Annotated in this window: 11 protein-coding genes and 1 pseudogene; 6 read left to right on the top strand and 6 right to left on the bottom strand. The window is 36.8% G+C overall.

The window, feature by feature from the left end:
* Positions 1 to 2,805, top strand: a complete 2,805-nt coding sequence (locus X781_RS08735) for a lactoferrin/transferrin family TonB-dependent receptor (RefSeq protein ID WP_025236502.1) — start codon at positions 1 to 3, stop codon at positions 2,803 to 2,805.
* 99 nt (positions 2,806 to 2,904) lie between these two features.
* Here the strand turns inward: X781_RS08735 and fis are convergent, their stop codons facing one another.
* The 3 genes from fis to sixA form a co-directional block, all read right to left on the bottom strand.
* Positions 2,905 to 3,201, bottom strand: coding sequence for a DNA-binding transcriptional regulator Fis (fis, locus tag X781_RS08730; RefSeq protein WP_025236501.1), 297 nt, complete (start codon positions 3,199 to 3,201; stop codon positions 2,905 to 2,907).
* Between the two features lie 30 nt (positions 3,202 to 3,231).
* Positions 3,232 to 4,194, bottom strand: coding sequence for a tRNA dihydrouridine synthase DusB (gene dusB / locus X781_RS08725; protein ID WP_025236500.1), 963 nt, complete (start codon positions 4,192 to 4,194; stop codon positions 3,232 to 3,234).
* A 219-nt stretch (positions 4,195 to 4,413) separates the two neighbouring features.
* Positions 4,414 to 4,902: a phosphohistidine phosphatase SixA gene (gene sixA / locus X781_RS08720; RefSeq protein ID WP_025236499.1), complete on the bottom strand. Its 489-nt coding sequence runs from the start codon at positions 4,900 to 4,902 to the stop codon at positions 4,414 to 4,416.
* Positions 4,903 to 5,028: 126 nt separating this feature from the next.
* Here sixA and pyk point away from each other — a divergent pair, with 126 nt between their 5' ends.
* From pyk to tyrA, 4 genes are all read left to right on the top strand, one after another.
* Complete coding sequence (pyk, locus tag X781_RS08715; RefSeq protein WP_025236498.1) at positions 5,029 to 6,468, top strand: pyruvate kinase; 1,440 nt, start codon at positions 5,029 to 5,031, stop codon at positions 6,466 to 6,468.
* A gap of 97 nt (positions 6,469 to 6,565) precedes the next feature.
* Complete coding sequence (locus X781_RS08710) at positions 6,566 to 7,603, top strand: glycosyltransferase family 9 protein (protein WP_025236497.1); 1,038 nt, start codon at positions 6,566 to 6,568, stop codon at positions 7,601 to 7,603.
* A gap of 37 nt (positions 7,604 to 7,640) precedes the next feature.
* Positions 7,641 to 8,702, top strand: a complete 1,062-nt coding sequence (locus tag X781_RS08705; protein ID WP_025236496.1) for a 3-deoxy-7-phosphoheptulonate synthase — start codon at positions 7,641 to 7,643, stop codon at positions 8,700 to 8,702.
* A 55-nt stretch (positions 8,703 to 8,757) separates the two neighbouring features.
* On the top strand, positions 8,758 to 9,879 hold the full coding sequence (gene tyrA / locus X781_RS08700) for a bifunctional chorismate mutase/prephenate dehydrogenase (protein ID WP_025236495.1): 1,122 nt from the start codon (positions 8,758 to 8,760) through the stop codon (positions 9,877 to 9,879).
* A 36-nt stretch (positions 9,880 to 9,915) separates the two neighbouring features.
* Here tyrA and X781_RS08695 read toward each other — a convergent pair whose 3' ends face one another.
* Both X781_RS08695 and X781_RS08690 read right to left on the bottom strand, forming a co-directional pair.
* Entirely contained in the window at positions 9,916 to 10,224 is a 309-nt protein-coding gene (locus X781_RS08695) for a YafQ family addiction module toxin (RefSeq protein ID WP_144084212.1), read from the bottom strand.
* Positions 10,221 to 10,343 (bottom strand): annotated as a pseudogene (locus X781_RS08690) (type II toxin-antitoxin system RelB/DinJ family antitoxin); the annotation flags it as partial. The gene X781_RS08695 and the pseudogene X781_RS08690, both read right to left, overlap by 4 nt.
* 106 nt (positions 10,344 to 10,449) lie before the next feature.
* Here X781_RS08690 and X781_RS08685 point away from each other — a divergent pair.
* On the top strand, positions 10,450 to 12,321 hold the full coding sequence (locus X781_RS08685; RefSeq protein ID WP_025236493.1) for a hypothetical protein: 1,872 nt from the start codon (positions 10,450 to 10,452) through the stop codon (positions 12,319 to 12,321).
* A gap of 25 nt (positions 12,322 to 12,346) precedes the next feature.
* Here X781_RS08685 and X781_RS08680 read toward each other — a convergent pair whose 3' ends face one another.
* Entirely contained in the window at positions 12,347 to 12,877 is a 531-nt protein-coding gene (locus X781_RS08680) for a hypothetical protein (protein ID WP_025236492.1), read from the bottom strand.
* Between the last annotated feature and the right edge of the window lie 458 nt (positions 12,878 to 13,335).

Genomic DNA, 13,335 nt, shown 5'->3' with positions numbered 1-13,335 from the left:
ATGAAATATCATCATTTTCGCTATTCAACCATTGCGTCAGCGGTATTGTTTGCACTTTCCCATTCATATAGTGCGGCGACTGAAAATGAAAAAATGACAGAAAATAGTGATGTGGCTGTTTTAGACGAAGTTATTGTAACAGAAAGTCGTTACGCTCACGAGCGTCAAAACGAAGTAACCGGATTAGGAAAAGTTGTTAAAAATTATAGTGAGATGAGTAAAAATCAAATTCTTGGGATTCGTGATTTAACTCGCTATGATCCCGGGATTTCGGTTGTTGAACAAGGTAGAGGGGCTAGTAGTGGTTATGCTATTCGAGGAGTAGATAAAAACCGAGTTGCTATGTTAGTTGATGGTCTACCACAAGCACAGCATTATAATACTCTTGGCTCAAGTGCTAATGGTGGGGCGATAAATGAAATCGAATATGAGAATATTCGCTCAATTGAATTAAGTAAAGGGGCAAGCTCTGCTGAATATGGCTCTGGTGCTCTCGGTGGAGCAATTAGTTTTCGCAGTAAAGATGCTCAGGATGTAATTAAAGATGGGCAACAGTGGGGATTAGATACTAAGACCGCTTATACCAGCAAAAATAGCCATTTTTTACAATCTATTGCCGCTGCGGGAGAAGCCAACGGATTTGAAGCCCTTGTAATTGCGACCCATCGTAACGGTAAAGAGACTAAAACTCACTCTGAAGCCAATAAACTACATCATAATATTCAACGTATCACCGGTTTTGAAAATCGCTATGATCTTTACCCCGGGTCTGCACAAAATGCTCCTGGAGGATCATTTTTTATCGTAGAGGATGCTTGTCCAACATTGGATTGTACCCCACGAGCAAGCGTTAAATTGAATCGTGATAATTTCCCGTTTAGAAAAGCACCGGAATATACTTCCGAAGAACGTAAACAGATTGAGCAAATTCCTTATCGTACAGAGCAGTTATCTGCTAAAGAATATACAGGTAAAGAGCGTATTGCCCCAAATCCTTTGGATTATAAGAGCAATTCTGTTTTCGTGAAGTTAGGTTATCATTTTAACTCTTCTCATTATCTTGGTACGGTGTTAGAAGATACGAAGCAGCGTTATGATATACGTGATATGCAAACGCCGGCTTACTACACAAAAGATGATGTTAATATCAAGCTAGATAATCTATGGAGTAAGAACCCTGTTTATGAAGGTAATAATATTTTAGATGGCTTAGTATTTGATAGAAGTATCCCTTACGGGCTGCGTTATAGCCGTGTAAAATTCTTTGATGAACATCATCATAAACGTCGTTTAGGTTTCAATTATCAATATAAGCCGGAAAATAATCGTTGGCTGGATAGTTTTAAACTCATTGCTGATAAACAAAATATTGAGTTATATAGCCGTATGCACCGCTTGCATTGTAGCGATTATCCGAACGTTGATAAAAATTGCCGCCCTAGCTTGGATAAAGCTTGGTCTATGTATCAAACTGAACGCAATAATTATCAAGAAAAACACCGCTTGATCCGCTTAGAATTTGATAAAGCATTTACTGCTGGGCAAGGAATATTTAAACAGACTCATAAGATGAATTTTAGCCTTGGCTTTGATCGTTTTAATTCTCTAATGAACCACGGTGATATGTATGCCCAATACACCAAAGGCGGCTATATCAATATTCGCGGCAGAGGACGATTAGATGATCCTTATATCTATCGACGCCTTCCACGTAGTATTGAAACTGTATCATTATGTGATAATAAACATGGTGGTATTTTAAACTGCGAACCTCGTAAAATTAAAGGAGACAGCCGTTTTGTCAGCTTCCGTGATTTAATAACTAGCGAGTATGTTGATCTTGGCTTAGGGGTACGTTTTGATCAACATCGATTTAAATCTGATGATCTATGGACACTTAGTCGAACTTATCGAAATTGGTCTTGGAATGGTGGTATTACGCTCAAACCAAGCGACTTTATTGCACTTTCATACCGTATTTCCAATGGATTTAGAGTACCGGCTTTCTACGAACTTTATGGTAAACGAACTCATATTGGCTTGATTGATAATGAATATGTGCAAAATGAGCAACGCAACCACCGCTTAGAGCCGGAAAAATCAATGAATCATGAAATGGGGGTAAGTTTTAAAGGGCAATTTGGTTATATTGATGTGAGCTATTTCCGAAATAATTATCGGAATATGATCGCAACGGCTTGTAAAAAACTCACACATAAGAAATCCGAATGTTTCTATAACTACCATAATATTCAAGATGTGGTTTTAAATGGAGTGAATTTAATCGCCAAATTCGATCTACACGGTATTCTCTCACTAATTCCTGATGGATTTTATTCTTCGGTAGCGTATAACCGTGTCAAAGTAAAAGATCGGAAGCTCACCGACCAAAGATTGACCAGCGTAAATGATCCGATATTAGATGCGATTCAACCTGCTCGCTATGTGTTTGGATTTGGCTATGATCATCCCGAAGAAAAATGGGGAATTGGAATTACAACTACTTACTCTAGAGCTAAAAAAGCAGAGGAGGTTTCAGGAACACGACACCACGGTATACATCGTGTTGATTTAGGCGGTAAGCTCACCAATTCTTGGTATACGCATGATATTACGGGCTATCTCAACTATAAAAACTATACTTTACGTGGCGGTATTTATAACGTAACTAATCGTAAATATTCCACTTGGGAGTCTGTACGCCAATCTAGTGTGAATGCAGTCAATCAAGACCAAGGTAGTAATTATACCCGATTTGCTGCTCCCGGACGAAATTTCAGTTTAGCATTTGAAATGAAGTTCTAGGCACTTAAATAAAATAGAAAAAACGCTGAATGGTATGTTCAGCGTTTTTATTTTGCCTAATTAATATACGAATTAAATCGTTTTTTATGGTGGTTCAGATTAACCCATACCGTATTTTTTTAATTTTTTGCGTAATGTACCACGGTTGATACCTAACATTGTTGCTGCACGGGTTTGGTTACCACGAGTGTATTGCATCACCATATCTAACATCGGGTGTTCGATTTCAGATAATACTAATTCGTATAATTCTGTTGGATCTTCACCATTTAATTGAGATAAATAGTTTTTTAATGCTGCTTTAACGTTATCACGAAGAGGTTTATTAACCTGTTGTGCTGGTGCATTTAACATTGTTACTGTTAATGGGTTTTGTGTAGGTTGTTGTTCTAACATTTTTTTCTATCCAACTTTATTATTAAGATTCTAACGAATCGATTTAACAAAATCTTCTAATGCGTTTAATTGCTCTTTGGTTGAGCTTAACGTATTAAAAGTGCGTTTAAAATTTGATTCCGGTTGTAACTGTTCCACATACCAACCAACGTGTTTACGGGCAATTCGATAGCCTTTTTCTTCCCCATAAAAGTGGTGTAAGTCTTCAATATGCTTAAACATCAGTTGATATTTTTCATTTTCGGGTAATGTGGAATATTGCCCGGTTTCAAAAAAATCGTTGATTTCCTTAAATAGCCAAGGATTGCCAAAACTTCCTCGCCCAATCATTACTGCATCAGCATTGGTGTAATCTAAAACAGATTTCGCTTTTTCAGCCGAAATAATATCGCCATTAGCAATAATGGGGATTGATACAGCTTGTTTAACGGCTTTGATGCTTTCATATTCCGCTTCGCCATTGAATAAACAACTGCGGGTGCGTCCGTGAATAGTAAGGGCTTTAATGCCGGCTTGTTCTGCAATTTTGGCTATTGTCAGACAATTTCTATTTTCAAGATCCCAGCCTGTTCTAATTTTTAGCGTAACAGGCACATCAACGGCATTAACCACAGCATCTAATATTTGAGCGACTAATTCAGGTTCACGCAGCAGAGCAGAGCCTGCCATTTTTTTGTTTACCTTTTTAGCGGGGCAACCCATATTAATATCAATAATATCGGCACCATACTCAACATTCACTTTTGCGGCTTCTGCCATCTCTATTGGATCTGAACCTGCAATTTGTACAGCATTAATGCCGATTTCTTCGTGATGAGCTAAACGCAATCTCGATTTTTCGGTATGCCATACATCAGGATTTGTGGACATCATCTCTGAAAACGTCAAACCTGCACCAAGTTGGCTACATAATCGGCGAAACGGCTGGTCAGTAATACCTGCCATCGGTGCAAGGAAAATACGGTTTTTAATTTCATATTGCCCTATTTGCATTTTTAACCTTTTATTAACAAACTTGAAGTAATTTTAACCAGAGGGATATCCAAATAAAAAGTACGGCAAATACCGTACTTCTTTATTAATCATTTAATTATCAGTTTTACTGATTTAGGGGGCGTATAATACGCACTTTTTAATCATTTTGGAAGTCTATAAATTAGACAATTTGCAAAAATAGTGAAAATATTTTTATTGACAATATAAAAAATAGGACTAAACGTGTTTTATTTCGGCAACTTTGCCGTTGTTTCCAACCCAATGAATTTCAGTAATGGTGGAAGTTGGAAATTGTACATTACCTTGATTATTCGTTAAACGTTGGCTTAAATCGAACACCAGAGGTAAATGAGAAATCAGTAGAATATTTTTTGCCCCTTCTTCTCTTAGAAAATGGAGATAGTCTTCAACCACATAAGGATTACCATCAGGCGTAATTTCTTCCCATTCTTCAGTAAGATTTGCAAAATTTTGTGAAAAATTGACCGCTTGCATACCTGTAATGAGATTTTCAAGGGTTTGTTTAGCACGGAGGTAAGGGCTAACCAGAATTTTGTCGAGTTTAATTTGCTTGCTGTTTAAATATTCTCCAAGCCATTTGCCTTGTGAAATAACATTTTTTATACCGTTGTCGGTTAAACTACGAGTAGCATCGCTTGGGGCATTAAAACCTGCTTCTCCGTGCCGCATAATCCAAATATTCATAACATTCTCCTTAACTTGTATTTAAACTCTTGTCATTTAGGCGTATAATGACCCTCGTTTAACGCATAATCAAGTGCTTAGAAAGATTTTAACTTATATTTTTTAAATTTATTACGGAGTCAAATAATGTCTAGAAAACTCAGAAGAACCAAGATCGTTTGTACAATGGGACCAGCAACGGATCGTGGCAATACATTAGAAAAAATTATTGCGGCAGGTGCGAATATGGTTCGTATGAACTTCTCTCACGGTATTCCTGAAGATCATATCGAGCGTGCGAATAAAGTGCGTGAAATTGCCTCAAGATTAGGTCGCCACGTGGCTATTTTAGGCGATTTACAAGGTCCTAAAATTCGTGTTTCGACTTTTAAAGATGGCAAAATTTTCTTAAACATTGGCGACAAATTTACCTTAGATGCAGAGTTACCGCGTGGTGAAGGTCATCAATTAGCAGTAGGTTTAGATTATAAAAACTTACCAAATGATGTAGTACCGGGCGATATTCTGTTATTAGATGATGGTAACGTGCAACTTAAAGTATTAGAGGTTGAAGGTGTACGTGTTCACACTGAAGTAACCGTTGGTGGTCCTTTATCAAACAATAAAGGGATCAACAAATTAGGCGGTGGTTTATCAGCTCCTGCATTAACTGAAAAAGATAAAGAAGATATCAAATTAGCGGCAAAAATTGGTGTAGATTACTTAGCGGTTTCATTCCCACAATCAAGTGCAGATTTAGAATATGCTCGCCAATTAGCGAAAGAAGCAGGTTTAGATGCTAAAATTGTGGCAAAAGTTGAGCGTGCAGAAACTGTTGCAACCGAAGAAGCAATGGACGACATCATTTTAGGTGCAGACGTTGTGATGGTGGCTCGTGGTGATTTAGGGGTTGAAATTGGTGATGCAGCATTAGTTGGTGTACAAAAGCGTTTAATCCGTCGTGCACGTAAATTAAACCGTGTAGTGATTACCGCAACACAAATGATGGAGTCGATGATCAAAAAACCAATGCCTACCCGTGCTGAAGTAATGGACGTTGCTAACGCAGTATTAGATGGTACGGATGCGGTAATGCTTTCAGGCGAAACAGCAAACGGCGATTATCCGGTTGAAACAGTAAAATCAATGGCTGATGTATGCTTAGGTGCAGAAACAATGCCAAGCATCAACATCTCTCGCCACCGTATGGAAGGCACATTTAAATCAATTGAAGAAGCCGTTGCAATGTCTGCAATGTACACAGCAAACCATTTAGAAGGCGTATCTGCAATTATTTCATTAACTCACTCCGGTGAAACAGCAAAATTAACTAGCCGTATCAGCTCAGGCTTACCAATTTATGCAATGTCTCGCAATCAAAAAGCATTAAATCTTTGTGCATTATATCGTGGTGTAACCCCTGTATATTACAATGAAGACAGCCGTACAATGGACGGAGCGAAAAAAGCAATCTCTTTATTAAAAGAGCAAGGTTATTTATTAACTGGCGAATTAGTGCTTTTGACACACGGTGATGAATTAAAAGCAGGTGGCACAAACACTTGCCGTATTTTAAGAGTTGAATAATCTAACCGAGTAGCACCAAAAGCCACATAAAACACTTTATGTGGCTTTTTTTATATCTTAATATAAGCTTACTCAATGTTTAATCCAGTAAATTATGATGTCAAATAAACCTCTCTCAATTTGTATTTTACGCCTCTCCGCTATTGGTGATGTATGCCATACTTTAGCCGTTGTGCAAGCTATTCAGCGGCATTATTCTTCCGCTGAAATTACTTGGATTATCGGTAAAACCGAAGCCGCTTTAATGAAAGATATCCCTAATGTGCAATTAATTCCTTTTGATAAAAAATTAGGGTGGAAAGAAATATTTACAATGTGGAGAAAACTTTCTCACAAGCGGTTTGATTTTTTACTTAATTTGCAAACTGCATTTCGGGCATCAATGCTTTCGCTTGGCATTAAAGCTGATAAAAAAATCGGCTTTAATAAAGATAGAGCAAGAGAAATGCAATGGTTATTTACCAATCAGAAAGTAGAAATAACAAATTCCCCTCACGTTCTTGATGGTCAAATGATGTTTGCGAAAGCGATTGGGGTAACGGATCTATCAGCAAAATGGAATTTACCTGTGAATGATGAAGATTTAGCTTATGGTAAGCAATTCATTGATTTTACAAGGAAAAATATACTAATTGCTCCTTGTTCAAGTAAAAAAGAGAAAGATTGGCTGCCGGAAAGATACGCAGAAATTGCTAATTGGTTAAGTAAGCAAAATATTAATGTATTAATTGCAGGTTCTCCTTCGCAATATGAAATGGAAACAGCAGCTAACATTCAGCAACTTGCACCGGAAAGTACAAATATTGCGGGTAAAACGTCATTAAAACAACTTGCAGGCATTATCCGTCAGGTTGATTTAGTGATCTCTTCAGATTCAGGACCAGCTCATATTGCTACTACTCAAAATACGCCTGTTATTGGTTTATATGCTATTCATAACCCAAGACGAACAGGACCTTATCAAGATTTAGATAAAGTGGTGTCTGTGTATGATGAAGCGATTTTGCAATCCTACGGTAAATCTTGGCAAGAAATGGCTTGGGCGACTAAAGCCAAAGGCAATAATTGGATGGAGAAAATCAGTGTTGATGCGGTTAAGCAAAAAATAGTTGAAACTTTAAAAATAAAGCTGTAAAGTATTTGTAATTTAAAGTTTACATAAGGAAATAAAAATGAACACTGTATTTAATCAAGATAGCGTGCATAATGTGAATATTCAAGATGAAAAAGTTTTACTTACCCCACAAGAACTAAAACAAGAGTTCCCATTGCCTGAACACTTACGCGAGCAAATTGAACGTTCACGCAAAGAGATCTCGGATATTATCCACAAACGTGATAAACGCCAATTAATTGTGATCGGACCTTGTTCTATTCACGATCCAATCGCCGCCATTGAATACGGCAAAAAACTTAAGGCACTTTCAGACCAAGTAAGCGATAAGCTCTACATCGTAATGCGTGTTTATTTTGAAAAACCTCGCACAACAGTAGGCTGGAAAGGCTTAATTAACGATCCTAAAATAGACGGCTCTTTTGATGTTGAAACAGGGTTGCGTATTGGGCGTAAACTCTGCCTTGATTTAGCAGAACTCGGTTTACCGCTTGCAACGGAAGCTTTAGATCCTATGACACCGCAATATTTAGCGGATTTATTCAGCTGGTCTGCAATTGGTGCGAGAACCACAGAATCCCAAACTCACCGGGAATTAGCCTCAGGTTTATCAATGGCGGTTGGCTTTAAAAATGGTACAGACGGTGGTTTAGCTGTTGCTCTCAATGCAATGCAATCTTCTGCTCAAAGTCATCGTTTTATCGGCATCAACCAAAAAGGGCAGGTAACTCTACTCAAAACTAAAGGTAATGCCGATGGACACATTATTTTACGTGGCGGCAAAACCCCAAATTATGAAAAGCAATACGTTGATGATTGTGAATGGGTGCTAAAACAAGCAAACTTACCTACGGCGATTATGATCGATTGTAGTCACGGTAATTCAAATAAAGACTACCGCCGCCAACCGATTGTGGCAGAAAATGTATTGGAGCAACTACTTGCAGGCAATACCTCGATTATCGGTTTAATGATTGAAAGTAATTTGCACGCAGGTAATCAATCATCAGAATTGCCGTTTAGTGAGATGAAATACGGTGTTTCTATTACCGATGCTTGCATTGACTGGCAAACTACAGAAGATCTCTTAACGAATTTTGCAGCAAAATTGCGTGATTAATCATTTGCAAAAAATGAGATAAAAACGACCGCTTGTTTTTATATTGGTAAGAATTATGAACCCATTAGCTCCGTTACGTGAACAAATTGACCAAGTTGATCAACAACTTATAGCATTACTTTCCCAACGCCTGGCCCTTGTGGCAGAAGTGGGAAAAGTAAAATCAGAACACGGCATTTCTGTGTATGCCCCTGAGCGAGAAACCGCAATGATTTCCGCCCGCCGAGAAGAGGCAGAAAAGCAAGGCGTTCCTGCCGATCTAATTGAAGATGTGCTACGCCGTGTAATGCGTGAATCTTACGCTAATGAAAACAAGCACGGTTTCAAAAGAGTGAATTCTGATATCCAAAAAATTGTAATTGTAGGCGGTAAAGGGAAATTAGGTGGATTATTCGGCAATTATCTAACCTTATCCGGTTATAACGTTGAAGCCTTAGGGCGAAATGATTGGGGCAATGCCGCAACTATTTTAGCCAACGCTGATTTAGTGATTGTTTGTGTGCCGATTGCCAACACCTTAGAAACTATCGAGCGTTTAAAGCCTTATTTAACCGAAAATATGATTTTAGCAGATTTAACTTCTGTTAAATATCAGCCACTGCAAAAAATGCTGGAAGTGCATAATGGAGCGGTAGTTGGCTTACACCCAATGTTCGGACCGGATATTGCGAGTCAAGCAAAACAAGTGATTGCCTGCTGTAATGGTCGTTACCCTGAGCGTTATGAATGGTTGATTGAACAAATGAAAATTTGGGGAGCGAAAATCGAACAGATTGAAGCAGTAGAACACGACCACGCAATGACGTATATTCAAGCGTTACGCCACTTTTCAACTTTTGTATTCGGGCTGCACCTTTCCCGTCAGCCTATACAATTGTCGCAATTATTGGCGTTATCTTCACCAATTTACCGATTAGAATTAGCGATGATCGGGCGTTTATTTGCCCAAGACGGTAGCCTATACGCAGATATTATTGCCGATAAACCGGAAAATATAGACATTATTGAATCACTCAAAGAGAGCTTTGAACAAGGTCTGGATTTCTTCAAACGTAACGATAAAGCCGGCTTTATCCAAGCTTTTGATGAAGTACACCATTGGTTTGGCGACTATTCCGAACAATTCCTAAAAGAAAGCCGCATTTTGCTGCAACAGGCGAATGATTCAAGACGTTAGTTATTGAGGGTATTTTTGAAACTATATTGATTACTTCTATTTCAAAGCAGTTTGCGAGTGGGTATTTAAACGAGAAAATTTTAATTCATCAAATTCATCGTTTATAACGTATTGGTAAATCAGGACTAAATTACCTTGAATATGGCAATCTCGATAACCTTTCCATTCTCCAACTAATGCGTGATCTTGATAGCTTTCGGGCAACGGTAAGCGATTTAATAAACAGTTTATTACAGTAATGTATTTTGGTCCAATTAACACATTGGGGGAGCGTTTAGCTAAATCAGTTAAATCCCTTACAAACTGTTTTGAATAGCTCACTTTTAATGGCTTTGCTGACATTATTGACCGCCATTAAGAATGCGTTTTGTAAATTCTTCAGCAGAGTAATTTTCACTCGCTTCAATAAAGAAACTCTCTAATTCATCAATAGATGCTAGGGTTTCTTTATTTGGGCGAAGATAAAGAAACCCTCTTGACCAAATGCACAAAGCCGTTATTCCTTGCTTGAACTTGTTTTCTATGTTTTTTATTTAAAATAAAACAAAGTGATTTTTCAAGAATAAAGCTATGAATAATATCAAAACCTACCTCAGCAACCTAACCAAAGCAGACATTGAAAACGCCACCAAAGAACAGCTTGCATTAATCATTGATTATATGGAGCAAGTGAAAGGGGATTTGGATTTTTCCGCTTTAATCAAAGATAAAGTCGAGCAATTTAAACAGTTTGCGACAGAGGCGAACAATAAGATTATTTTAGAAGCCGCATTGCAAGAGCAGCAAGAAAAACAAGAGCTTTTGCGTGAGCGTGTGCGTTTTATGCGAAACCTTGACTATATTGAGAAAACGGTACAGGTTCAAAATACTCGTGAAGAGGATAGTCGTATTCAGCGTAATATTGAAAGACAGCAATACAATATTCAATCTCATTTAGCTGCAATGGCGGTATTACAACAACGTTTTGACAAAGTGGAAGCGTTTTTCCAATCACAAGAATATAAAGAAATTGAGAGAAAAATGGACGCTTTTGTTTCTCAACGTCCTGAGTTTGCGGAAATTTGGAATGAAGTTAAACCAACAGAAGGAAAACTTATTGCGGCTAAAGAACTTTTTGAAATGGCTAAAAATTCAATTCCTCCTTTGCCAAATGCAGAAAAAATTGCCGAAACAAGTGCTTCGTATCTAGTAAATAGCCAACAAATTTTACAAAATGATAGTTTAAGTGAAGAACAAAAATTAAAAGAATTATTGCTTGTGCAAATTAAAAGTGTATTAGAACTTAAATCTTATTTAAAAGAGAATGGTGATAAATTGACTCCGCTTCAAGCGAATGTGATTAGAGAGTTTGCACGTAAGATAGGGAAAAGTGAGCTTTCAGAAGAAGATTTGTTGGAATTGTATAAAAATATCGAAAGTGGCAAAATAAAGATTCAAGATATAAAAAGCCAAGTTTTTTATTTTGATGCTTTTGTCGCTGAATCAAATATTAATGAAACCATTCAAAAACGTAAAGAGTTGCAAGCGAAAATCGCCACCTACAAAGAGGATGAAGTCCCCGCCCATTTAAAAGGACAGCTTAATAATTTAATTTACACTGAAATCACCGTGGGGGTAACTAATCATATTCTTGCAAAACAAAAAGATGACGAAAACCTCAAAGGGTATCAAATTAAAATCAGCAGCTTTGGCTCCGATATGGGGGTGATTTCATTAAAATCCAAAGATGGCGGACAAGTTATGTTGGATTTTACCGAAGCGATGTTGAAAGTGGGGTTGAAAAATTTAACTTCGGAAAATAAAACAGATATTAACTCAATTGACGACTTCTTAAAAGATTTCACCAATACCAATACAAAATTTACGCTTGTGAATGAAGAAGATGGAAATGAGGCAAAATTTAACGGTATTAATGAGCAATATGCGAAGTTAAGAGCATTGGTGAGCTATAAGTTGGAAAATAAAGATAATGCAGAGTTAATGGATATGTTGGATAAACATATTAATGCGATGAAAAAAACATTAATTTCCGCTTATGTTAATGATCCTCATCTAAAAATGAATCGAGAAGAAGCAGAGCGTTTTATAAATCGTATGACCGAAGATGAAATTATGCGTTATTCTGCTTATGGGGCATACAATAATGTTTATAAAAAAGAAGAGGCTAATCAATTAACGCCCGCTTATACTTTGGGGGTTATTTTACAGAAAATGAAAAATAAAGAGCCTGTTAGCGAGGAAGAAAAACAGTTCGCCCTAGATGAATTATCTAAACAAGGGAAACCGTTAGGGGAAATTAAAGAAGAATATCCTCAATTAGATAAGCTTGTCGCAAAAGAACACGAGGCGGTCGCATTTAATCAAGAAAATGCAAATGAGCAAACGAAAGAGCAAGTTGCAGAAAATATATTAAATCAAAAGAGTATTGAGGTTGGAATATAATAAAAGCGGGTTTAACCCGCTTTTATTATTCTTCATATAGTTTTAAGTTTTTTAGAATTTGAGTAGAAAAGTTAATTTCATTTCTTAATTGGTCAAATTCAGGCGTACCCTCAATTTTTATAAAGTAATCTAAAAATTGATATTTAAACGCTCGCTGAATGTTTTTAATTGTAGCATCATATTGGAAAAGCATTTCAGGGTTATAGCCATCTAAATAAATGGTTTTACGCATTGGTTTTAATTCTTGTAACCCCCCAATAAAGACTTTCGTCATCTCAACAATATCGCTTTCAGATTTAGTCTCTTGTTTTAAGAACTTTTCCAATGCGAATTCGATTTTAACTTTTGCACCAGAGGCTTTCATAGTAAATTTCCATTGGGGTGTTAAAATCGCTTTTCGCTCACCATTCACCATTTCATATTTGGTTTTACCATCGTTAGGAAACGCTGGCGCTTTCACTGTAATCTTCCCAAATTCAGGGTCGGTAAACGTATCGCCAATTTTAGCGTGTGCGGTGGCTAATGCAAGTAGTGCAATCGTAATAAGTTTTTTCATAATGGGTTCCATTTTTAATGGGTAATCTTTATTTTAATAAAAAATTTTGTGCATTTTGGGGGGGATGGTAATTTCTAATGTTTTTCATTATCGTTAAATAAATTAATTATCTTTTTAGAAAATAGTCCTATAAAAATAGTTGTTAAAGATATTAAAATGCTTAATGTTTTTATCATAAAGAGTAAGCAGCTACTTATGTTATTTAGTGTTTCTGCCATTTTTTCTGTTTGGGTATGTATTTCAATAAATGATAAACATAGTGCTGTCATAAATATGATGAATAAGTAATATGTTATTGTTTTACCTGTTTTTAAAAAGCAACAGGAGAATACTATTGATAGTATGTAAAATGGTATTGGAATAAATAAAGTTATATCTTCTCTTAAAGATATTTTTTCGTAGTTCAATGCGAGGAAGCAGATGTGTGATATAAATAATACTACTAATGAGATATTAAA

The organism is Mannheimia sp. USDA-ARS-USMARC-1261 (assembly GCF_000521605.1).
Lineage (GTDB): Bacteria > Pseudomonadota > Gammaproteobacteria > Enterobacterales > Pasteurellaceae > Mannheimia > Mannheimia indoligenes.
This window is presented reverse-complemented; position numbering and strand designations above follow the sequence as displayed.

Bases quoted from the DNA above. Each gene is read 5' to 3' on its own strand.
- sixA (WP_025236499.1), bottom strand. From the start codon at position 4,902: ATGAATATTTGGATTATGCGGCACGGAGAAGCAGGTTTTAATGCCCCA.
- pyk (WP_025236498.1), top strand. From the start codon at position 5,029: ATGTCTAGAAAACTCAGAAGAACCAAGATCGTTTGTACAATGGGACCA.
- fis (WP_025236501.1), bottom strand. From the start codon at position 3,201: ATGTTAGAACAACAACCTACACAAAACCCATTAACAGTAACAATGTTA.
- X781_RS08705 (WP_025236496.1), top strand. From the start codon at position 7,641: ATGAACACTGTATTTAATCAAGATAGCGTGCATAATGTGAATATTCAA.
- tyrA (WP_025236495.1), top strand. From the start codon at position 8,758: ATGAACCCATTAGCTCCGTTACGTGAACAAATTGACCAAGTTGATCAA.
- X781_RS08680 (WP_025236492.1), bottom strand. From the start codon at position 12,877: ATGAAAAAACTTATTACGATTGCACTACTTGCATTAGCCACCGCACAC.
- dusB (WP_025236500.1), bottom strand. From the start codon at position 4,194: ATGCAAATAGGGCAATATGAAATTAAAAACCGTATTTTCCTTGCACCG.
- X781_RS08685 (WP_025236493.1), top strand. From the start codon at position 10,450: ATGAATAATATCAAAACCTACCTCAGCAACCTAACCAAAGCAGACATT.
- X781_RS08735 (WP_025236502.1), top strand. From the start codon at position 1: ATGAAATATCATCATTTTCGCTATTCAACCATTGCGTCAGCGGTATTG.
- X781_RS08710 (WP_025236497.1), top strand. From the start codon at position 6,566: ATGTCAAATAAACCTCTCTCAATTTGTATTTTACGCCTCTCCGCTATT.